Consider the following 21,400-nt stretch of genomic DNA (forward strand, 5'->3'; position numbering starts at 1 on the left):
GACCCTCCTGCCCGAACAGCGCGTCGGTCTCGGTCCCGCCATAGAGCGAATCCTCCCCGAACGAGCCATAGAGCCAGTCGATCCCCTGCCCGCCGTATAACAGGTCGTTTCCATAACTGCCGTCGAGGTTGTCGCCGCCGTTGTCGCCGTAGAGCGAGTCGTTGCCGAAGCCGCCGAACAGCGCATCGGTCTCGGTGCCGCCTTCCAGCCGGTCCTCGCCATCGCCGCCGAACAGCCAGTCCACTCCGGCGCCGCCGTAGAGCCGGTCATTGCCCACCTCGCCTTGCAGGTTGTCACCGCCGTTGCCGCCGATCAGCGTGTCGTCGCCCGTGCCGCCCCAGAGCGCATCGGTGTCGTCCCCGCCGTCAAGGCTGTCGTTGCCGGCGTCGCCATAGAGCCAGTCCAGCCCCGCCAGCCCCGACAGCGTGTCGTTTCCCGCCCCCGCGGCCAAGGTGTTGTCCAGCGTGTTGCCGGCGCCCAGGACGCTGACCGCCGAGGTGAACACCAGGATTTCCAGGTTGGCGCCCAGGGTGCAGCTCACCAGCGTGGTCCGCACCGTGTCGGTCCCCGCGCCGGCGGCCTCGACCACCACATCCCCGGCCACGTCGATGATGTAGAGGTCATTCCCAAGACCACCCTCCAGGCGGTCCGACCCGGTGCCGCCGTCGAGGCTGTCGTCGCCCGTCCCGCCATAGAGCGTGTCGTTGCCGATCCCGCCATCCAGCCAGTCGCTGTCGTCGTCGCCATACAGCAGGTCGTTGCCGTCGCCGCCGAGGATCGTGTCGAGGCCCGACCCGCCCTCCAGCCGGTCGTTGCCGGCCCCGCCGTCGAGGAGATCGTTGCCAAGACCGCCGAAGAGCATGTCGTCGCCCAGCCTGCCCTCCAGCACATCCTCGGCATCACCGCCATAGAGAAGATCGTTGCCGTCCCCGCCGAGCAGACGGTCGTTCCCGCTGCCGCCCTCCAGCCGGTCGTTGCCGACCCCGCCATCCAGCAGGTCGTCGCCATCGCCGCCGTAAAGACTGTCGAGCCCGTCCTCGCCGTAGAGCGTATCGTTGCCTAGCCGGCCCTCGAGTATGTCGTTGCCCAGCCCGCCCGCCAGCAGGTTCGCCTGCCCGTCGCCGTGCAGCGTGTCGGCACCGCTGCCGCCGGTCACGCCCTCGATCTCATGGAACAGATCGCCCAGCGCAAAGCCGGTGGAAAGGGACGGAGTCTCCAGATCGGCCCGCAAGGCGGTGGTGCTGTCGGCGTAGGATGCGATGTCAAACCCTGCGCCGCCGTAGAGGATGTCGGACCCGCTGCCGCCCAACAGGACGTCGTTGCCATCGCCGCCGAACAGGATGTCGTTCCCCGCCCGCCCGGACAGGCTGTCGTTTCCCTCCCCGCCGTATAGCCGGTTTGCGGCCGTGTCGCCGGCAAGCGTGTCGTTGAAGGACGTGCCCTCCAGATCCTCGACCGCCACGAACACATCGCCCTGCGCCTCGCCCGTGTTCAGCCCGGGCGTCGTCAGGTCGGCCAGCACACCCGCCGCGGCCCCGGCATAGCTGGCCAGATCCACTCCCGCCCCGCCTTCCAGCCGGTCCGCCCCCGCGCCGCCGATCAGCGTGTCGTCGCCGTCACCGCCGTAAAGCAGGTCATTGCCCGCCCCGCCCGTCAGCCAGTCGGCCCCGCCGAGGCCCGAAAGGGTGTCATTGCCGGTTCCACCCTGGACAGTCTCTGCCGCAGTCGAGCCCGAGAAGCTGTCGGCGAAGGCGGTCAGGATGAACCCTTCGATGGTGAGGAACACATCGCCCAGCGCCTCGCCCTGGTTCTGGCTGGACGTGACCAGGTCGATCCGGACCGCAGCGGTGGCCGTATCGTAGCTGACGATGTCGATGCCGTTGCCGCCCTCCAGCCGGTCCGCGCCCTCGCCGCCGATCAGCGTGTCGTTGCCGTCGCCGCCATAGAGGCTGTCATTGCCGCTGCGCCCCTCGAGCCGGTCGTGCCCGTCCACGCCGTGCAGGACGTTGGCCTGCGCGTCGCCGAGAAGCGTGTCCGCGCCTGCGCCGCCTTCCATGTCCTCGATCGAGACATAGCTGTCGCCCGCCGCCTCGCCGGTGTTCAGGCCCGGATTGGCCAGATCAGCAAGCACGGCGGTCGTTGCCTCGCGGTAGCTGGCCCGGTCACGGCCGGCGCCGCCGTCCAGAATGTCGGCCCCGAGCCCGCCCAGCAGGGTGTCGTTGCCGTTGCCGCCGAACAGGCTGTCGGCGCCGGCGCCGGCGCTCAGCCGGTCGTTTCCGTCCAGCCCGTCGATCCGGTTGTCGACCGCATTGCCGGTCAATGTGTCGGAGAAGTGGGATCCGGTGATCCCCTCGATCGAGATGTAGATCTGCCCGGCCGCCAGTTGCGTGTTCTGGCTCGGCACATCGAGGTTGACCCGGACCCCGGCCGTGGCCCCGGTGAGGACGATGGTGTCGAACCCCGCGCCGCCGTTGATCGTGTCCGCCCCGGTCGAGACCAGGAACAGGTCATCACCGGCCGTTCCGGTGATGAAGTCGATCTGGTTGGTGCCATAGAGCATGTTCTCGGGGTCGGGCGGCGTCGGCAGCGCGTGCCAGAGGCCGATGAAATCGCGCAGCTGGAAATTGCCCGGCATCAGCGGCATGCCGTTCGACGAGATCAGCTCCAGCGTCTCGTCGCCGTAGGAGATCAGCGCGCCAATGGCGGTGGCGGTGATGGTCAGCGCGGCCAGCGAATGGATGCGGCCCCAGGCAGACAGGTCGATCCGGTCGATGCCGAACTGGAAGTCGGCGATCACGTCATGCGCGGCATCGGCGCCCAGCACGAAGATGTCGGCCCCCGCCCCGCCGTACAGCGTGTCGCAGCCGCCGCCATCCGCCAGGATGTCGTTGCCCTGATCGCCCTGGATCACCTCGGCTCCGTCGCCGCCTACGATCATGTCCGATCCGGCCGCGCCAGTCAGCGTGTCGCCCGAAGCCCCGCCGCTCTGGATGGGCGCCAGCGTGCCGGGGTCGATCTGCAACCGGGTGATGCCGGCGCCCTCGGTGGCGATGAACAGCTCGATCACCCCGTTCACCACCCGCGCGGTCATGGCGGTGATGTTGTCGTAGGGCAGGCCCTGGCCGGCGAGGAGCTGGCCGCAGTTGACCAGCCGGCCGTCGGGCATCAGCGTCATCACCGTCAGCCCGTCGTCGCCACCGCCGGCGATGACGAAGACCCGGTCGCCGACCTGGGCGGTGGCCAGCGTCAGCACCGACTGGAAGCGGGTATCCAGCGTGTCGATCACATGGTCGGTCACGGTCATCGCCCCGTCGGCAGTCAGGGCGATGACGCTGATCGACGAGGAATTGGGCGAGGCGACGAGCAGGTAGCTGGTCCCCGCCATCTCGACCACCCGGACCGCCGAGGGGTCGGCGATGCCCAGCCCCTGCGGCGCGCCGATCACGGTCGGATTGCCCAGCGTTCCGTTGGCGGCGATCGGGAAGGCGCGCACCACGTCGGCCTCCAGCGAGAGGCTGACCAGAAAGCGTTGCCCGGCCACGGTGACCGGGATCATGTCGCCGATGTCGATGCCGGTATGCGGACCGTCCAGCACCTTCGATCCGACCAGGGTCATCGTGCCGTTGGCGGCCACCGAATAGGTGTGGATCGTGCTGTCGCCCATCCGCGCGGCGTAGAAATAGGTCGTGCCGCCGACCTGCGCCACGCATTGTGCCGAGATCGCGCCCGAGAGGCTGCCCGGCAGCTGGATCGGGCTGTTCAGCGCGCCGGTCCCGGAGATGCCGAAGGCGTTGACCCCGGCCTGGTTCGCCCCGGTCACGATCAGGTGGGTGGTGCCGTTGATGACCACGGTCTCGATCGTTGCCGGGGCCGGCAGGGCTGTCCCGGGGGCGATGTTTTCCTGGTCGAGCAGCGTCATCGACGCCCCGACTTCCAGCGCGAGGACGCCGCCGCCAGCCCGGGTCGCGGTGTAAAGCAGCGTCTTGCCGCCCTGCACCACAAGCTCCAGATCGCAGATTCCGGAGATCACGTTCAGCGGCGCCGCCGTGAACGTCTCCACCACCAGAAAGTTGATCACTTCCGGCCCCGAACACACCCATGTACCCAAGGGTAAGGATGCCGGTCGAAGTCCTAATGCCGGGTGATCCGATCAGGGCGGAAACGCGGCAAGTGGACAGGATTTTCGGCAAAGCCGAGCGGTCAGGCCCGACTGCGCTCCGCACCGGCCAATCCGGGTCGGCGCGACGCAGGCGTTCAGACGAACTGTTCGCCGATCAGCCGTTCCTCCAGCCCGTGACCGGGGTCGAACAAGAGCCGGTGGCGCACGCTGTCCTCCGAGCGCACCTCGACGCTGACGACATCGCGGACCGAGGACCGGCTATCGGCATCGGCCATGACCGGGCGCTTCTCCGCCTCGATCACGTCAAACCGCACCAGGGCTGTCCGGGGCAACAGCGCCCCCCGCCAGCGCCGCGGTCGGAAGGCCGACATCGCGGTCAGCGCCAGCACGTCCGACCCGATGGGCAGGATCGGCCCATGCGCCGAGTAGTTGTAGGCGGTGGATCCCGCCGGGGTCGCCACCAGCGCCCCGTCGCAGACCAGTTCGTCCATCCGCACCCGCCCGTCGATGGAAACCCGCAGCTTTGCCGCCTGCGGACCCTGGCGCAGAAGCGAAACCTCGTTGATCGCCAGCGCCTCGGTCACGCGGCCCTTCGCATTCTGCGCCCGCATTGCCAGAGGATTGATCACCGTCTCCTCCGCCGCCCGCAGCCGCTCGATCAGCCCGTCCTCGGCATAGGCGTTCATCAGGAAGCCGATCGTGCCGCAGTTCATGCCATAGACCGGCAACCGCCGCCCATGCGCCGCGTGCAGGGTCTGCAACATGAACCCGTCGCCGCCCAGCGCCACGATCACCTCGGCCGACCGTGCGTCGGCCTGGCCGTAGCGCGCCGTCAGCGCCGCAAAGGCCTTGACCGCCGCCTCTGCCTTGCTCGCCGTGAATCTGATGCGCACTTGAGCCCCTCCCGACCGGCTGCCCAGTCTTGTCCGGGACACGCAGCGAACTCAACCCCTGTCCCCGCATCCAGCCCGACGCCCGCCAGTTCCTCCGGCCCTGGCCGGCTGCCCGTTCAGCAGAGGCTGTCCACACCCAGGTCACAGGCGCGGTCGAACAGCCGGGTCGCCCGGGCGCCATCCTGCGGCACGCCGTCCCCCGCCTGATACATCAGGCCCAGGTTGCGACAGGCAGGACCGCTGCCCCCGTCGCACCCCAGCCGGTAATGACGCGCGGCCTGCGCCGGATCCCGGTCAAGCCCGGTGCCGGTGTAATAGGCCCAACCAAGGTTGCCGCAGGCCCGGCCATAGCCCTTGTCGCACCCATCCCGCAGCAGCGGGATCGCCCGATCCGGATCGGCCGCCTGGCCGAGACCGACCAGATAGCTCATCCCGAGATCCGAACATGAGATGACATTCCCCAGGTCGCACCCCTTGCGGATGAATTTCAGAAGCAGCGCATCGTCGCCGGCCGCCTGCGCCGCACGCGAACCGGCGAGGCAGGCATCCTGGTCGCCGGCATGACAAGCCTGCCAATCGTCGGCACGGGCAGCAGACGCCGACAGCACAAGCGCCAGCAAGGACGCACGGACGACCATCCCCGTCACAGACTTGCCTCCTTCCCGGCACAAGGTCTTTCACGTCGCACTCTGACCATGGACGCATCCCGCCGCAAGCCGGCGACAGATGCCGCTGTGGGGCGAGGGCGCAGCCGCGTCCGTCACCTGCGGCAAGAATATTTCGCGGCCGGTGCCGGACCTGTCGCTTTCTTGCCTTTCCCGTCGCATCCGCTTGGTCTAAATACCGCCGCACACCCACGCCCGGAGGACCTGACGATGAACGCCCCCCACCGCGATACCGGCTTCTTCACCGAACCGCTGTCCTCCCGCGATCCGGAACTGTTCGGCGCGATCACCCAGGAGCTCGGCCGCCAGCGGCACGAGATCGAGCTGATCGCCAGCGAGAACATCGTCTCCCGCGCCGTGATGGAGGCGCAGGGCTCGGTGATGACCAACAAGTATGCCGAAGGCTATCCGGGCAAGCGCTATTACGGCGGCTGCCAGTATGTGGACATCGCCGAGAACCTGGCGATCGAACGCGCCTGCAAGCTGTTCGGCTGCGGCTTCGCCAACGTCCAGCCGAACTCGGGTTCCCAGGCCAACCAGGGCGTGTTCCAGGCGCTCTTGAAGCCCGGCGACACCATCCTCGGCATGTCGCTGGATGCGGGCGGCCACCTGACCCATGGCGCGGCGCCGAACCAGTCCGGCAAGTGGTTCCACGCCGTGCAGTATGGCGTGCGCAAGCAGGACCTGACGCTGAACTACGACCAGGTCCAGGAACTCGCGACCGAGCACAAGCCCAAGCTCATCATCGCCGGCGGCTCGGCCATCCCCCGCATCATCGACTTCAAGCGGATGCGCGAGATCGCCGACAGCGTGGGCGCCTACCTCCTGGTGGACATGGCGCATTTCGCGGGCCTCGTGGCAGCGGGCCTCTACCCCTCGCCCTTCCCGCACGCCCATGTGGCGACCACGACGACGCACAAGACGCTGCGCGGCCCGCGCGGCGGCATGATCCTGACGAACGACGAGGAGATCGCGAAGAAGGTCAACTCGGCGATCTTCCCCGGCATCCAGGGCGGGCCCCTGATGCATGTCATCGCCGCCAAGGCCGTGGCCTTCGGCGAGGCGCTGCGCCCCGGCTTCAAGGATTACCAGGCGCAGGTCGTGAAGAACGCTCAGGCGCTCGCGGACGAGCTGATGAAGGGCGGGCTCGACATCGTCACCGGCGGCACCGACACGCATCTGATGCTGGTGGACCTGCGTCCCAAGGGGGTCAAGGGCAACGCGACCGAAAAGGCGCTCGGCCGCGCGCATATCACCTGCAACAAGAACGGCATCCCCTTCGACACCGAAAAGCCGACGATCACCTCCGGCGTCCGCCTCGGCACCCCGGCAGGCACGACGCGCGGCTTCGGTGAACCCGAATTCCGCCAGATCGCCCGCTGGATCATCGAGGTCGTCGATGGTCTCGCCGCCAATGGCGAGGACGGCAACGGCGCGGTCGAGGCCAAGGTGAAGGCCGAGGTCGAGGCGCTCTGCCAGCGCTTCCCGATCTACCCCGAGCTGTAAGGGCGAACGCCCGGCAGGGTGGGTAAACTGTCCACATTGCTGCGACCGAAAGGGCCGTGTCCTCCATCGAGCAGGCACCACGACAGTCGATGTAGTCGCTCTTTAACGCCACTTCATCAGCCGAAGTTTGGATGAATGCCGTTGCAAAGCGCCTTTCCGGGGGGTGGGCAGGGCACCGCCCAGCGGCGCAATTGCGCTTGGATTCCGGGCGAAAATCTCTTCTATTCCGGCTTGGTGCCGCTAGGAGCGGTCCACCCTGAAACACAATCGGCCAAAGGGAACCCCGATCACCGGCAAGTTGCAGCAAGCAAGATTCCGCCCGGGAAGATGCCAATCACAACGATTAATAGCATCAATAGACTGAACACCCAGCGGCAGATTACACATCGCGGGTAATTTTGCTCTGCCCAGACATGAATCTGCAACAGAACAAGACATATGCCTGCCAATGTCACCCAACCTGCCCAAAAATTCCAAGACAAAGATTGCTGACCGCACCCAATATCGCGAAGCAGCAAGATAGCTCCGGCAATCGTAAGAGTATTAGCAGCAACCCCCCCCAAGTCTTCAATAAATCCGATACATCATGGAAAGCCAAATCTTGAAGTTTCATTCATGTATCCTTCTGGAGACGCAACAAATCAAAGGTAAAACTATGCGCTCCATGCGGACGTGGCAAGACAACCAGTTACTGAAGAGCAAAACTGTGCGACACACGTTTCAACAAGGCAGTACTGAGAAATATGAAGGAATATGGCCAGGTTCGCCGCGCATGGTTGACGTCCCACCCCCCCGGCGCGCGTAGAGACGGCAGGAAGACGCAAGGAAAATGGTAATAAGACGCCGTCTTCCCCCGGAATTCATCTGGTTAACACAGCGTTCCCAAGGGGCTGATGCTCCTTGTGGCACCCGTTGCGGCACCCCTTGAGAAAACTCGCGTAAGCTTTCCTTGACCGCAGGCATTGACCCCTCGGGCGATCCCCACCTTGACGCCGCGACCCTTCCCCAGTCACATCCGCCGACCTCAACCGGCAGGGCCAGATGACCACCCCCGACACCCGCTCCCTCGAACACCGCATGGGCGACTGGGCCCGGGCCCGGCTGCCCTTCGCGGTGGCCGAACTCGTGATGTTCGTCCTGAAACAGGGCTGGGCCTGCCTCTTCGGCGGTCTCCTCCTCCTCGCGATCCTCGGGACCAAGGCCATCTGGCAACCAGACTGGCCGCTCCACCGTTATGACGCGCTGTTCCTGTTTGCCATCGCCACGCAAGGGGTCTTCCTTGCGACCAAGCTGGAAACCTGGGAAGAAGCCCGCGTCATTCTCCTGTTCCACCTCACCGGCACGGCGATGGAATGGTTCAAGGTCAGCGCCGGCTCCTGGGCCTACCCCGAGCCGGGGATCTTCAAGCTGATGGGTGTGCCCCTCTTCTCGGGCTTCATGTATGCCGCCGTGGGCAGCTACATGGCGCGCGTCATCCGCGTTTTCGACATGGCCTTCGCGCCCTACCCGCGCTTTCCGCTGACCGTGGCGCTGGCCGCCGCGATCTACCTCAACTTCTTCGCCCACCATTTCCTGCCCGACATCCGCCTGGCGCTGTTCGTCGCGACCGTGGCGCTTTACGGCCGCACGCGGATCTGGTTCCGCATCCACGACCGGCACTGGTGGATGCCCTTGCCCGTCGCCGCCTTCCTGTCGGCGCTGGCGCTCTGGGTGGCCGAGAACGTGGGCACCGCGACCGGCACCTGGATCTACTCGGGCCAGATCCAGGGCGAAATGGTCAGCTTCGCCAAGCTCGGCTCGTGGTATCTGCTGCTTTACGTCGCCTTCGTCACGGTGACGCTGGTCACCCGCCGGGCGCTGCATGCCCGGGCACTGGACCCGGGCCCATCCGGGGAAATCCTTGCGAAATCGTAAAGGCTGAAACCCAGGCCCTTGTTCTGGAAACCACTCCGGCCCTGTCCACCGTGGACAGGGTCTCAGAAGTAGCCCCGCCAGGCCAGGAAGCCGAAGATGGCCACGGCCAGCACCAGCACCCCGAAGCCGACCGAGCCGACAATGCCCGCGAACAGGTCGCGCCGGCGGCTCACCGGGTCGATCGCGATCAGATGCTTCAGGCAGACATCGTAGGCCTCGGTCACCTCGCCCATGTCGATCTGCCCCAGAAGCTTGGGGTTCTGCGCCTTCTGGGCCGCGCCGGCCAGCAGCCTGCCCGCATCGCGCACCTTGCGCGGCAAGAGGCGACCGGCCCGCTTCAGCTTTGCGGCGAGTCCCTTGCCGCCCAGCCCCAGCCTCTCTTCCAGAAGCTGCGCCACCCGATCCGCCATCTGCTGGATCGTCACCGCACTCATCTTGTCACCCTCCACCGCCCCCGCAGAACCTAGTGTCGTTTGCCGGGACGATCAACCGCCCTGCGTCGGGTTCACTGGCCTGAAGCTCTCGAAATCGCTATGGAAAACCCATGCTCGCCACGATTCGCCACCCCGCCGCAGCGGCCCCCGAGGCCCCGACCCTGGTCATCGCGCACGGCCTCTACGGCTCGGGCCGGAACTGGGGCGTCATAGCCCGCCGCCTGGCCGACCGGCGCGAGGTGGTGGCGGTGGACATGCGCAACCATGGCGATAGCCCGCGCTTTCCGACCCAGAGCTATCCCGAGATGGCCGCCGACCTGGCCGATGTGATCGAGAGCCTAGGGCCGCAGCCGGTGGACCTCTTGGGCCATTCGATGGGAGGGAAGGCCGCGATGCAACTCGCGCTGACCCGCCCCGAGCTGATCCGCCGCCTGATCGTCGCGGACATCGCCCCCGTGGCCTATGCCCATGACCAGACCCGCAACGCCCGTGCCATGGCCGAGATCGACCTGTCGCGGATCACCACGCGGGCCGAGGCGGACGCAGCCCTGTCGGCCCGGATCGACGACCCCGCCCTGCGCGCCTTCTTCCTGCAATCGCTCGATCTGCGCCAGCGCCCGCCGCGCTGGCGGCTGAACCTGCCGGTGCTGGAAGCCGAGATGCCGAAGATCGTCGGCTGGCCGGGAACCCTGGGCGTGTTCGACCACCCCGCCCTGTTCCTGACCGGCGCCGAAAGCCGCTATGTCCTGCCCGAACACCGCGAGACGATCCGCGCCTTGTTCCCGAAGGCGCGCTTCGCGAAGATCCCCGGCGCGGGCCACTGGCTGCATGCCGAAAAGCCACGCGAGTTCGAGGAGACCGTCCGGGTCTTTCTGGAAGCCTAGCCTTCGATCTGCCGGGCGATCAGCCAGCTGACCGGCAGGGCAAGGGCCGCTCCGGCCGCTGCCGCCCCGACGATCGGCCAGAGCGTGTCATAGCCCAAGGTCAGGACCAGAATGACCCCCGATCCCGCCAGGGCGGTGCCGATCATCGAAAACAGGATCATCATCAGGCGCATCGCGAAGCCTCCTGCAAGTCGCGCATCGGAAAAAGCATATCCGGGCCGCGCCTCTGCCGCCTTGATCGGCGTCAATCCGCTGCGGCTGAGGCGGCTACCAGCACCTGCCGCAGGGCCGTTTCCATGAGGGGCACCGGATTGCCCTTCATCGACGAGGCCGAGAGCGCCGCCCCCGCGATCTCGGCATGGCGGGCGGGCTCTACCCCCAGCGCGGCAAGGTCCGGCAGGCCCGAGACCCGGGCCCAGGCCTGCAGCGCCAGGGGGGCCTCGTCGGCGGTCACGCCCAGCACCTCGGCGAGGATCGCGCAGACTTCGTCCAGCCGGGCGCGCGCCGCGCCCATGGCCGCCGCCCGGTTCGCGGCCAGGACCGGACCCAGGAGCGCCCCGCAGATCGCGCCATGGGCCGCGCCCGTCATCCCGCCGATCACTCCGGCCAGCCCGTGCACCGCGCCAAGACCTGCATTGGCCAGCGCCAGCCCGCCGCAGAGGCTGGTCCAGGCCATCCGGTCGCGCGCCGCTGCGTCCTCGTCCTGCATCAGCCGGATCAGCGCCGCGAGCCCGGGCCCGATCGTGGGCCGCGCAAGCGCGTCGGTGTAGGGCGTCGCCTTGACCGAGACATAGGGCTCGATCACCTGCGTCACTGCGTCGAGACCCGAGGCCAGCGTCACCCCCCGCGGGCAACCGTCCGTCAGCGCCGGATCGACGATGGCCAGCCGCGCCACCATCCGGTCGTCGCGCAAGGAAACCTTGCGACCCTCGACCGCGATGACCGCGTTCTTCGTCACCTCAGCCCCCGTCCCCGCCGTGGTCGGGATCGCGACGAAGGGCAGTGGATCGGCCGTCAGCGGCCGGCCCTTGCCCACGACTTCCAGGTGATCCAGCGGCCCGGAGGGCGCCGGGATCAGCGCCGCCAGCGCCTTGCCCAGGTCCAGCGCCGCCCCGCCGCCGAGGGCCACCACGCAGTCGGGGCGGTACGCGCGGGCGGTGGCCAGGGCGGCCTCGAGGTCGGCGAGGGAGGGTTCGCCCGCGCAGGGCAGGGCCAGGGTCTCCGGCCCCAGCGCCTCGATCAGCCAGGCGGCGCGGGCGGGGTTTGCGCCGTGGACGACCAGCACGCGGCCACCGAAGGCGCGGATCAGACCTGGTGCCTTCGCCGCCTCGCCCCTGCCAAAGAGGATGCGGCCGGGCTGGGTGATGGCGAAGGCCGCTGGCAACCCGGGAATTCTCGCCGAAAATTCCCGGGCGCGCGGAGCCGTCATAGGCTCATCGTGGCGGCGATGGCCTTGCGCCAGCGCGCGTATTTCGCGTCGCGGGTGGCGGCGTCCATCTGTGGCGAGAACCGGCGGTCGAGCGCCCAGGACTTCGCGAATTCCTCGGGCCCGCCGGCCACGCCCGCCTGCATCGCGGCCAGGTAGGCGGCGCCAAGGGCCGTCGTCTCGGTCACCCTGGGCCGGTCCACCGGGGCGCCGAGGATGTCGGCCAGGAACTGCATCGTCCAGTCGCTGGCAGTCATGCCCCCGTCCACCCGAAGGACGCCCTGCGCCTCGGTGCCCCAGTCGGCCCGCATCGCCTCCAGGAGGTCGCGGGTCTGGTAGCCCACGCTTTCCAGCGCCGCGCGGGCGAACTCGGCAGGGCCGGAGTTGCGCGTCAGGCCGAAGACTGCGCCCCGGCAGTCTGGCCGCCAATAGGGCGCGCCGAGGCCGGTGAAGGCGGGGACGAGGACCACGCCCTGCGCCTCTTCCGCCGCCTCGGCAAGAGGCTGGGTCTCCTTCGCCTCGCGGATGATCTTGAGCCCGTCGCGGAGCCACTGGACCACGGCGCCGGCAATGAAGATCGAGCCTTCGAGGGCATATGTGGGTTTGCCGTCCAGCTGGTAGGCGATGGTGGTCAGAAGGCGGTTCTTCGAGGGCACCCGGTCGGCCCCGGTGTTCAGGAGCGCGAAGCACCCCGTGCCGTAGGTGGATTTCATCATGCCGGGGCTGAAACAGGCCTGGCCCACGGTCGCGGCCTGCTGGTCGCCCGCGACACCTAGGATCGGGATCTCGCGGCCGAAGAGGTCGGGGCGAGTCATGCCGAAGGGGGCAGCGCAGTCCCTCACCTCGGGGAGGAGCGACATGGGCACGTCGAGGAGGCGGCAGATCTCTTCGTCCCAGGCGCCTGTCGCGATGTTGTAGAGAAGGGTGCGCGAGGCGTTGGTGGCGTCGGTGGCATGCACCTTCCCGCCGGTCAGGTTCCAGATCAGCCAGGTGTCCACGGTGCCGAAGGCCAGCTCGCCGCGTTTCGCCCGGTCGCGGGCGCCCTCGACATGGTCGAGCAGCCACTTGACCTTGGTCCCCGAGAAATAGGGGTCGAGGAGGAGGCCGGTCCTGGCGGTGATCATCGCCTCGTGGCCCTGATCCTTCAGGGCGGCGCAGGTGTCCGCCGTGCGCCGATCCTGCCAGACGATGGCGGGGTGGATCGGCTGGCCGGTCTTGCGGTCCCAGATCAGCGTCGTCTCGCGCTGGTTGGTGATGCCGATGGCGGCGATCTCGCCTGCCCCCTTCCCGGCCTTCTCGATCGCCGCCCGCGCGGTGGCCGCGACGGTGGACCAGAGATCGGCGGGGTCATGTTCCACCCAGCCGGGGCGGGGGTAGGCTTGCGGGAACTCTTCCTGTGCCTGGGCGACCGGCCTCAGCGAGGCGTCGAACAGGATCGCGCGGGAAGAGGTGGTGCCCTGGTCGATGGCGAGGATATGGGTCATGTCTGTGGCCTGCCGGAAGATGTGTCCACGGTGGACAATCGCTGGAGTAGCAAGAATTACAAGGGCTTGGTCGCGGGCGTTAGGGAAATCTCAAGGTTTGGATCCGTGCCGGAAAACCCGTCGCGCGACGCGGAGTTCTTGAAAACTCCGGACCGGAGCCTTTGAAGGCTCCGATCCGATTTCTTCGAAGAAATCGGTCCCGGGCGGAACGGGTGCGCGCCGCCCGGGACCATTTCGGCTTACTGCCAGGACTTGATCAGCTCGTCGTAGCTGATGGTCTTGGGCTCTTCGTCCTCGTTCTCGAGCTTGGCGACCGGGGCTCCGGGCGCGTCGAGCCAGACTTGCGGGTCCTGCGGCTCGTTCAGTTTCGGGCCGATGTCGCCCTGGACGCCGGCACGTTCCAGACGCTCCAGCACCTTCTCCTGCTCGGCGCAGAGGGCATCGAGCGCCTCCTGCGGGGTCTTGGCCCCCGACATGGCGTCGCCGATGTTCTGCCACCACAGCTGCGCGAGCTTCGGATAGTCAGGCACGTTCGTCCCGGTCGGCGACCACTGGACGCGGGCCGGCGAGCGGTAGAACTCGATCAGGCCGCCCAGCTTGGGCGCGCGGTCGGTGAAGTGCTGGCTGTTGATCGTCGACTCGCGGATGAAGGTCAGGCCGACGTCGGACTTCTTCAGGTCCACGGTCTTCGAGGTGACGAACTGGGCGTAGAGCCAGGCCGCCTGGGCGCGATCGACCGGGGTGGACTTGAGCAGCGTCCAGGACCCGGCGTCCTGGTAGCCGATCTTCATCCCTTCCTTCCAGTACACGCCGTGCGGCGAGGGCGCCATGCGCCACTTGGGCGTGCCGTCCTCGTTCATCACCGGCAGGCCGGGCTTGACCATGTCGGCGGTGAAGGCGGTATACCAGAACATCTGCTGGGCGATGGAGCCCTGCGCCGGAACCGGACCGGCCTCGCCGAAGGTCATGCCTTGCGCTTCCGGCGGCGAATATTTCTGCAGCCACTCGATCGCCTTGGTCACGGCATAGACTGCCGCCGCGTCGTTCGTCGCACCGCCGCGCGCCACGCAGGAGCCGACGGGACGCGAGTTCTCGTCCACGCGGATGCCCCATTCGTCGACCGGAAGGCCGTTCGGCTCGCCCACGTCGCCCATGCCGGCCATCGACATCCAGGCGTCGGTGTAGCGCCAGCCGAGCGAGGGGTCCTTCTTGCCGTAGTCCATGTTGCCATAGACGCCGGTCGCCGGGCCGCCGATGTAGGACATGTCGCGGCCGGTGAAGAATTCGGCGATGTCCTCGTAGGCCGACCAGTTGACCGGAACGCCGAGGTCATAGCCATACTTGGCCTTGAAGTCCTCCATGGTCTTGGGGTCGGTGAACCAGTCGTAGCGGAACCAGTAGAGGTTGGCGAACTGCTGGTCGGGCAGCTGGTAGACCTTGCCATCCGGGCCGGTGGTGAACTTCAGCCCGATGAAATCGTTCAGGTCGAGATTCGGGTTCGTCACCGCAGCGCCTTCGCCCGCCATCCAGTCGGTCAGGTTGCGGGCCAGCTGATAGCGCCAGTGGGTGCCGATCAGATCCGAGTCGTTGATGTAGGCGTCATAGATGTTCTCGCCCGACTGCATCTGCGTCTGCAGCTTTTCCACCACGTCGCCTTCGCCGATCAGGTCATGGGTGACCTTGATCCCGGTGATGGCGGTGAAGGCCGGGGCCAGCACCTTGGATTCGTATTCGTGGGTGGTGATCGTTTCCGAGACCACCTTGATCTCCATGCCCGCATAGGGCTTGGCGGCGTCGATGAACCACTGCATCTCGGCTTCCTGCTCGGCGCGGCTCAGCACCGACAGATCGCCGATTTCGGCATCGAGGAAGGCTTTCGCCGCCTCCATGTCGGCCCAGGCGGGGGCCTGCATGGCCATGAGCGCAAGGGCCATGGCGGTTGCGGTTGTGCGAAGTCTCATGTGAATCCTCCCAGATTTGAGACGTTTGCCTTGGTCTTGCCCGGTCCGGTGGCCCGATCCGGGGTCGTCAGTGCCCCTTGCCTACACCCAGCGGAAGACCGCGGCGGCATAGGCGAGGGAGAGGAGAAGCGCGCCCCAGAGTGCGTCGGGACCCGCGAAGTAGAGCCAGGCCAGGTGGATGAAGGCCGAGCCCAGAAGGGTGATGAACAGCCGGTCGCCGCGCGTCGTCTCGATCCGCAGGATGCCCACGCGGGGGGTCTCCGGGAAGCGGATGGCGAGCAGCGTCATCAGGATGAGAAGCGCGGCGATGCACCAGAAGAACAGCGCGACGGGGAAGGTCCAGGCCATCCAGAAGCCGGGGATCAGCTGGCCGGTCCAGTCCTTGACGCCATCCTTCACCGGCACGGCGGCGTAGAGCATGGCGAGGATGGCCAGCATGATCGCCGCGATGACGAGGTAGATCGTGGTCCAGCGCGAAGCGGTCATGGTCACACCCTCCCCAGGGCGAAGCCCTTGGCGATGTAGTTGCGGACGAAGTAGATCACGAGCGCGCCCGGAACGATGGTCAGGACCCCGGCGGCGGCAAGCACGCCCCAGTCCATGCCCGAGGCGGATACGGTCCGGGTCATCGTCGCGGCGATCGGCTTGGCGTCGGTGGTGGTCAGCGTGCGCGAGAGCAGAAGCTCGACCCAGGAGAACATGAAGCAGAAGAAGGCCGCGACGCCGATCCCGCTGGCGATGAGCGGCATGAAGATCTTCACGAAGAAGGTCGGGAAGGAATAGCCGTCGATATAGGCGGTCTCGTCGATTTCCTTGGGCACCCCGCGCATGAAGCCTTCCAGGATCCAGACGGCCAGCGGCACGTTGAACAGGCAATGCGCCAGCGCGACCGCGATGTGGGTATCGATCAGGTTCATCGCGGAATAGAGCTGGAAGAAGGGCAGCGCAAAGACGGCCGGGGGGGCCATGCGGTTCGTAAGCAGCCAGAAGAACAGGTGCTTGTCGCCCATGAAGCTGTAGCGGCTGAAGGCATAGGCCGCGGGCAGGGCCACGGTGATCGAGATGACCGTGTTCAGCACCACATAGATCAGGCTGTTGACATAGCCCATGTACCAGGACGGGTCGGTCAGGATGACCATGTAGTTGCGGAAGGTCAGGTTCTGCGGGAACAGCGTGAAGGACGAGGTGATCTCGGTGTTCGTCTTCAGGCTCATGTTCACCAGCCAGTAGATCGGCACCAGCAGGAACAGCAGATAGATCGTCATCACGATGGCATTGGACCGGATGCGCATCAGCGGGCCTCCTCGCGGTCGAGATTGGTCATCACGGTGTAGAAGACCCAGGAGATCAGCAGGATCACCAGGAAGTACATGATCGAGAAGGCGGCGGCGGGGCCGAGGTCGAACTGGCCGGTGGCCATCTTGGCCAGGTCGATCGACAGGAAGGTGGTGGAGTTGCCGGGACCGCCGCCGGTGACGACGAAAGGCTCGGTGTAGATCATGAAGCTGTCCATGAAGCGCAGCAGAACCGCGATGAGCAGGACGCCCTTCATCTTCGGCAGTTCGATGTAGCGGAAGACGGACCAGCGCGTGGCCTGGTCGATCCTGGCGGCCTGGTAATAGGCCTGCGGGATCGACTGGAGACCGGCATAGCACAGGAGCGCCACCAGCGAGGTCCAGTGCCAGACATCCATCACGATGACGGTGATCCAGGCGTCGAGGGGATCGTTGGTGTAGTTGTAGTCGATGCCCAAGGCCGCCAGGGTGTGCCCCAGAAGTCCGATGTCCACCCGGCCGAAGATCTGCCAAATCGTGCCGACCACGTTGAACGGGATGAGGAGCGGCAGGGCCATGAGCACGAGGCAGAGGCTGGCCCAGAAGCCCTTCTTCGGCATGTTGAGCGCGATGAAGATGCCGAGCGGCACCTCGATCGCCAGGATGATCAGCGAAAAGACGATCTGTCGGCCCAGGGCCGCGCGCAGGCGTTCGGAATGGATCATCTCGTCGAACCATTCGATGCCCGCCCAGAAGAATTCGTTGTTCCCGAAGGTGTCGTTGAAGGCGTAGTTGACCACGGTCATCAGCGGCAGGACGGCCGAGAAGGCCACCAGCGCCAGAACCGGCAGGACCAGGAACCAGGCCTTGTTGTTCTGGGTCTTTTCCATGGCTCAGCTCCCCAGCGGCGCGACGCGCCAGTCGTTGGCATAGACGTTGATCTTGGCGGGCGCGAAGGCGACGCGGGGGTAGGGCGGAACGGTCATCCCCTCGGGCAGGATCGCGTTCAGCGGCTGGCCATGGAATTCTGCCCGGACGATGCGATGGCGGCCCACGTCCTCGACCCGTTTCACGGTGACCGGCAGCCCTTCGTCCGAAATGGCGACATAGTCCGGGCGGATGCCGATCTGGGTGCGGCCAGTTGTTGGCCCGTAGGCCGCACCCAGCGGCACCGAGACGCCTTGCAGGCGCGCCTCGGATCCTGCGATCTCGGCGTCGAGGAGGTTCATCCCCGGCGAGCCGATGAAATAGCCGACGAAGGTATGGGCCGGGGTCTCGAACAGCTCTTCCGGCGTGCCCATCTGGACGACGCGGCCCTCGTGCATCACCACGACCTTGTCCGCGAAGGTCAGCGCCTCGGTCTGGTCGTGGGTGACGTAGATCATCGTGTGGCCGAATTCGCGGTGCAGCGATTTCAGCTGCGTGCGCAGTTCCCATTTCATGTGGGGGTCGATGACGGTGAGCGGCTCGTCGAAGAGGATCGCGTTCACGTCCTCGCGCACCATGCCGCGGCCGAGGCTGATCTTCTGCTTGGCATCCGCGGTCAGCCCGCGCGCCTTGCGGTTCAGGTCGGCCTCCATGCCGATCATCTTCGCGATCTGGTCCACCCGGCGGGCGATATAGGCCGCATCCATGCCCCGGTTGCGCAGCGGAAAGGCCAGATTGTCGCGCACGGTCATCGTGTCGTAGACCACCGGGAACTGGAACACCTGCGCGATGTTGCGTTCCGTGGTCGGCGCGTCGGTCACGTCGCGGTCGCCGAACAGCACCCGGCCCTGGCTGGGGCGCAGAAGGCCCGAGATGATGTTCAGAAGCGTGGTCTTGCCGCAGCCCGAGGCGCCGAGCAGCGCATAGGCCCCGCCGTCGTCCCAGACATGGTCCATCTCCTTCAGCGCATAATCCGCGTCCGAGGTCGGGTTCGGCAGGTAGCTGTGGGCCAGGTTGGAAAGCGTGATCCGGGACATGTCAGGCCGCCATCGCATAAGGGGCAGGCGCGGCAAGCCGGCCCGTCGAGTCGAACAGATAGACATGCGCGGGATCGACAAAGACCGAGGTCTGCGATCCGGCGGTCAGGGGATGGACGCCATGGACCAGCCCGACCCAGCGGTCCTGCCCGTGGGTCAGGTGGACGAAGGTTTCCGACCCGGTGATCTCGGTCGCGCCGAGAACGCAGCGGAACTCCACCGCATCGCCGGAATGGCGGTTCAGCGTGACGTGGTTCGCGCGGAACCCGGCCTGATAGGTGCCGTCGGGCAGATGGTAGGCTTCGCCCTTGGCAGGGGCGTGGGCGCTTTCGCCAAAGGTCAGCCGGCCTGCCTCCTTGCGGGTGGTCACGAAGTTCATCGGCGGATCGCTGAACACCCGCGCGGTCCGGGCGTCCTCGGGCAGCCGATAGACCGTGGGCGTCGGGCCGAACTGGGTGACGCGGCCTTCCCAGAGCGTCGCGGTGTTGCCGCCGAGGAGAAGCGCCTCTTCCGGTTCGGTGGTGGCATAGACGAAGATCGCGCCCGAAGACTCGAAGATGCGGGGGATCTCGACCCGCAGCTCCTCGCGCAGCTTGTAGTCGAGGTTGGCGAGCGGTTCGTCCAGAAGCACCAGCCCCGCGCCCTTCACGAGCGCCCGGGCCAGGGCGCAGCGCTGCTGCTGGCCGCCCGACAGCTCCAGGGGCTTGCGTTGCAGCATCGGGGTCAGGCGCAACATCTCGGCGGTCTGGCGGACGGCCTTGTCGATCTCGGCCGCCGGACGCCCCATCAGGCGCAGGGGCGAGGCGATGTTCTCGTAAACCGTCAGACCGGGGTAGTTGATGAACTGCTGATAGACCATCGCCACCTTGCGGTCCTGCACGCGCTGTCCGGTGACGTCCGCGCCCTCCCAGAGGATGCGGCCCGTGGTGGGCTTGTCGAGCCCCGCCATCAGCCGCATCAGACTGGTCTTGCCGGCCAGAGTGGGGCCGAGAAGCACGTTCATCGTGCCGTTCTTCAGGGTCAGGTCGGTGGGGTGGATATGCACCCTGCCCGCGACCGATCGTGAAACCCCCTGCAATTCCAGCGTCATTCCCAGCCCCCTATTCCGCCGCCGGGCGCGCGGCCCGGGCGGCGTCCGCCATGAAGCGGTCCAAAGTCTCGATCTGGTCGGCGGTCATCCGCAGGCCCAGCTTGGAGCGCCGCCAGACCACGTCGGCCGCGCTGCTTGCGTATTCGTGGTTCATCAGCCAGCGCACCTCGGCTTCGCTGAGCGTGGCGCCGAAGTCCTGGCCCAGCGCCTCGGCTGTGGTGGCGCTGCCCAGGATCCGTTCGGCGTCGGTCCCATAGGCGCGCACCAGTCGAGCAGCCCAGTAGTCGGTCAGGAACGGGTGGTTCTGCTTCAGCCGCGCGGTCAGCGCCGCCACCCCGTCATGCGGGAAGTCGCCGCCCGGCAAGGGCACGCGGGCCGTCCATGCAGCTTTCGCGTGCGGAAAGAAGGGCGCGAGTTTCGCCAGCGCGGATTCGGCCAGGCGGCGATAGGTGGTGATCTTGCCGCCGAAGACGTTCAGAAGCGGTGCGCCGTTCCGGTCGAGCGACAGGACATAGTCGCGCGTCGCCGCCGTGGCCGACTTGGCGCCGTCGTTGTAGAGCGGCCGGACGCCGGAATAGGTCCAGACCACGTCGTCGCGCGTCACCGGACGGTCGAAATACTCCGAGGCGAAGGCCAGGAGATAATCGCGCTCTTCGTCGGTGCAATGGGCATCCCGGGGGGCGCCCTTGTGGTCCTTGTCGGTGGTGCCGATCAGGGTGAAGTCCTGTTCGTAGGGAATGGCGAAGATGATCCGCCCATCCGAGCCCTGGAAGAAGTAGCAGCGGTCGTGGTCGAAAAGCCTTTTCGTCACGATGTGCGATCCCCGGACCAGTCGCACGCCTTCCGACGAGTTGATCCGGGCCACGTTGCGGATTACCTCTTCGACCCAGGGTCCGCCGGCGTTCACCAGGGCGCGGGCCCGGTGGATTTCGCGGCCGTGGGGCCCTTCGGTGGTGACCTGCCAGAGATCCCCCTGGCGGTCGGCGCTGGTGACGCGGGTGCGGGTCAGGATGCGCGCGCCGCGCTGCGCCGCGTCGCGGGCGTTCAGCGCGACGAGCCGCGAATCCTCGACCCAGCAGTCGGAGTATTCGAAGGCCTTGGTGAACTTCGGCTTCAGCGGCCGCCCGGCGGGATCATTGCGCAGGTCCAGCGTGCGCGTCGCGGGCAGGATCTTGCGCCCGCCCATCGTGTCGTAGAGGAACAGCCCCAGCCGGATCAGCCAGTCGGGCCGCCGCCCGCGCGCCCAGGGCATGACCCAGCCGAGGAGCCGCGAGGTCGGCGTGTCGCTGTCGAAGCGCATGTCGGGCGAGAGCGGCAGGACGAAGCGCATGGGCCAGCTGATGTGCGGCATGGCGACGAGGAGCGTCTCGCGTTCCTCCAGCGCCTCGCGGACGAGGCGGAACTCGAAATATTCGAGGTAGCGCAAGCCGCCGTGAAACAGCTTGGTCGAGGCCGAGGAGGTGCCTTGCGCCAGGTCGCCCTGTTCGGCCAGCGTCACCGTAAGGCCGCGACCGACGGCATCGCGGGCGATGCCGCAGCCGTTGATCCCGCCGCCGATGATGAAAAGGTCGCTGACGACCCCGGCCGATGCCTCTGTCACCTGAGTTCCTCCCCCGTCGCATAGCTGCGCCGAATGGCACCACGACGTCAATGACATTTTTTCGTTTTAGCGCGTTTTTATGTGAAACGAACATCTGCGCGCAAATTCCGGCGCCAACGCTGCGATTGCACGGTGATCTTTCTGCAAACGCAAACAAACGAAACGGATCGCACGGTTGCAGAAAA

General features: G+C 66.9%; 17 protein-coding genes. 3 read left to right on the plus strand and 14 right to left on the minus strand.

Annotation, left to right across the window (positions count from 1 at the left end; genetic code table 11):
• The 3 genes from FL625_RS10425 to FL625_RS10435 all read right to left on the minus strand — a co-directional run.
• On the minus strand, positions 1–4,078 hold a 4,078-nt coding region (locus FL625_RS10425), incomplete at its 3' end, for a calcium-binding protein (RefSeq protein ID WP_200833925.1).
• A 176-nt stretch (positions 4,079–4,254) separates the two neighbouring features.
• The gene (locus FL625_RS10430) at positions 4,255–5,013 is read right to left on the minus strand and encodes an NAD kinase (RefSeq protein ID WP_149588614.1); all 759 of its coding nucleotides are present in this window, start codon (positions 5,011–5,013) and stop codon (positions 4,255–4,257) included.
• 116 nt (positions 5,014–5,129) lie between these two features.
• Entirely contained in the window at positions 5,130–5,651 is a 522-nt protein-coding gene (locus FL625_RS10435) for a tetratricopeptide repeat protein (protein ID WP_235019386.1), read from the minus strand.
• Between the two features lie 237 nt (positions 5,652–5,888).
• On the opposite strand from FL625_RS10435, the gene glyA reads away from it, so the two are divergent.
• Together glyA and FL625_RS10445 are read left to right on the plus strand one after the other, a co-directional pair.
• Entirely contained in the window at positions 5,889–7,184 is a 1,296-nt protein-coding gene (gene glyA / locus FL625_RS10440; RefSeq protein WP_149588616.1) for a serine hydroxymethyltransferase, read from the plus strand.
• A 1,041-nt stretch (positions 7,185–8,225) separates the two neighbouring features.
• Complete coding sequence (locus FL625_RS10445; protein WP_235019378.1) at positions 8,226–9,098, plus strand: DUF817 domain-containing protein; 873 nt, start codon at positions 8,226–8,228, stop codon at positions 9,096–9,098.
• A 62-nt stretch (positions 9,099–9,160) separates the two neighbouring features.
• Here the strand turns inward: FL625_RS10445 and FL625_RS10450 are convergent, their stop codons facing one another.
• A complete protein-coding gene (locus FL625_RS10450; protein ID WP_149588617.1) occupies positions 9,161–9,532 on the minus strand; it encodes a hypothetical protein in 372 nt (123 codons plus the stop codon).
• Between the two features lie 110 nt (positions 9,533–9,642).
• Between FL625_RS10450 and FL625_RS10455 the strand changes: the two genes are divergently transcribed.
• Positions 9,643–10,416: an alpha/beta fold hydrolase gene (locus tag FL625_RS10455; protein ID WP_149588618.1), complete on the plus strand. Its 774-nt coding sequence runs from the start codon at positions 9,643–9,645 to the stop codon at positions 10,414–10,416.
• On the opposite strand, the gene FL625_RS18240 is transcribed toward FL625_RS10455, so the two are convergent.
• The 10 genes from FL625_RS18240 to glpD form a co-directional block, all read right to left on the minus strand.
• Positions 10,413–10,589 carry a hypothetical protein gene (locus tag FL625_RS18240; protein ID WP_200833926.1) on the minus strand — a complete coding sequence of 59 codons (177 nt, stop codon included), beginning with the start codon at positions 10,587–10,589 and terminating at the stop codon, positions 10,413–10,415. The two genes, FL625_RS10455 and FL625_RS18240, sit on opposite strands and share 4 nt — an antisense overlap.
• A 71-nt stretch (positions 10,590–10,660) precedes the next feature.
• Entirely contained in the window at positions 10,661–11,800 is a 1,140-nt protein-coding gene (locus FL625_RS10460; RefSeq protein WP_235019379.1) for an iron-containing alcohol dehydrogenase, read from the minus strand.
• A gap of 41 nt (positions 11,801–11,841) precedes the next feature.
• On the minus strand, positions 11,842–13,326 hold the full coding sequence (gene glpK, locus FL625_RS10465; RefSeq protein ID WP_149588620.1) for a glycerol kinase GlpK: 1,485 nt from the start codon (positions 13,324–13,326) through the stop codon (positions 11,842–11,844).
• A 239-nt stretch (positions 13,327–13,565) separates the two neighbouring features.
• Positions 13,566–15,287, minus strand: a complete 1,722-nt coding sequence (locus FL625_RS10470) for an ABC transporter substrate-binding protein (RefSeq protein ID WP_149588621.1) — start codon at positions 15,285–15,287, stop codon at positions 13,566–13,568.
• Between the two features lie 81 nt (positions 15,288–15,368).
• Entirely contained in the window at positions 15,369–15,773 is a 405-nt protein-coding gene (locus tag FL625_RS10475; protein ID WP_149588622.1) for a DUF2160 domain-containing protein, read from the minus strand.
• A gap of 2 nt (positions 15,774–15,775) precedes the next feature.
• Complete coding sequence (locus FL625_RS10480; protein WP_149588623.1) at positions 15,776–16,579, minus strand: carbohydrate ABC transporter permease; 804 nt, start codon at positions 16,577–16,579, stop codon at positions 15,776–15,778.
• On the minus strand, positions 16,579–17,451 hold the full coding sequence (locus FL625_RS10485) for a carbohydrate ABC transporter permease (RefSeq protein ID WP_149588624.1): 873 nt from the start codon (positions 17,449–17,451) through the stop codon (positions 16,579–16,581). The genes FL625_RS10480 and FL625_RS10485 overlap by 1 nt, the downstream gene beginning before the upstream one ends.
• Before the next feature lie 3 nt (positions 17,452–17,454).
• Positions 17,455–18,525 (minus strand): ABC transporter ATP-binding protein, encoded by a 1,071-nt coding sequence (locus tag FL625_RS10490; protein WP_149588625.1) that lies wholly within the window; start codon positions 18,523–18,525, stop codon positions 17,455–17,457.
• A 1-nt stretch (position 18,526) separates the two neighbouring features.
• Entirely contained in the window at positions 18,527–19,615 is a 1,089-nt protein-coding gene (locus tag FL625_RS10495; protein WP_149588626.1) for an ABC transporter ATP-binding protein, read from the minus strand.
• Between the two features lie 10 nt (positions 19,616–19,625).
• Positions 19,626–21,272 (minus strand): glycerol-3-phosphate dehydrogenase, encoded by a 1,647-nt coding sequence (gene glpD / locus FL625_RS10500; protein ID WP_149588627.1) that lies wholly within the window; start codon positions 21,270–21,272, stop codon positions 19,626–19,628.
• Positions 21,273–21,400: the final 128 nt, after the last annotated feature.

Origin of the sequence: Tabrizicola flagellatus, from assembly GCF_008271465.1 — a bacterium.
GTDB lineage: Bacteria > Pseudomonadota > Alphaproteobacteria > Rhodobacterales > Rhodobacteraceae > Tabrizicola > Tabrizicola flagellata.

Excerpts from the sequence above, each read along its gene's own strand:
- glpK (WP_149588620.1), bottom strand. The coding sequence starts at position 13,326 with ATGACCCATATCCTCGCCATCGACCAGGGCACCACCTCTTCCCGCGCG.
- FL625_RS10495 (WP_149588626.1), bottom strand. The coding sequence starts at position 19,615 with ATGACGCTGGAATTGCAGGGGGTTTCACGATCGGTCGCGGGCAGGGTG.
- glpD (WP_149588627.1), bottom strand. The coding sequence starts at position 21,272 with ATGTCATTGACGTCGTGGTGCCATTCGGCGCAGCTATGCGACGGGGGA.
- FL625_RS10445 (WP_235019378.1), top strand. The coding sequence starts at position 8,226 with ATGACCACCCCCGACACCCGCTCCCTCGAACACCGCATGGGCGACTGG.
- glyA (WP_149588616.1), top strand. The coding sequence starts at position 5,889 with ATGAACGCCCCCCACCGCGATACCGGCTTCTTCACCGAACCGCTGTCC.
- FL625_RS10450 (WP_149588617.1), bottom strand. The coding sequence starts at position 9,532 with ATGAGTGCGGTGACGATCCAGCAGATGGCGGATCGGGTGGCGCAGCTT.
- FL625_RS10475 (WP_149588622.1), bottom strand. The coding sequence starts at position 15,773 with ATGACCGCTTCGCGCTGGACCACGATCTACCTCGTCATCGCGGCGATC.
- FL625_RS10490 (WP_149588625.1), bottom strand. The coding sequence starts at position 18,525 with ATGTCCCGGATCACGCTTTCCAACCTGGCCCACAGCTACCTGCCGAAC.
- FL625_RS10470 (WP_149588621.1), bottom strand. The coding sequence starts at position 15,287 with ATGAGACTTCGCACAACCGCAACCGCCATGGCCCTTGCGCTCATGGCC.
- FL625_RS10480 (WP_149588623.1), bottom strand. The coding sequence starts at position 16,579 with ATGCGCATCCGGTCCAATGCCATCGTGATGACGATCTATCTGCTGTTC.
- FL625_RS18240 (WP_200833926.1), bottom strand. The coding sequence starts at position 10,589 with ATGCGCCTGATGATGATCCTGTTTTCGATGATCGGCACCGCCCTGGCG.
- FL625_RS10485 (WP_149588624.1), bottom strand. The coding sequence starts at position 17,451 with ATGGAAAAGACCCAGAACAACAAGGCCTGGTTCCTGGTCCTGCCGGTT.
- FL625_RS10435 (WP_235019386.1), bottom strand. The coding sequence starts at position 5,651 with ATGGTCGTCCGTGCGTCCTTGCTGGCGCTTGTGCTGTCGGCGTCTGCT.
- FL625_RS10455 (WP_149588618.1), top strand. The coding sequence starts at position 9,643 with ATGCTCGCCACGATTCGCCACCCCGCCGCAGCGGCCCCCGAGGCCCCG.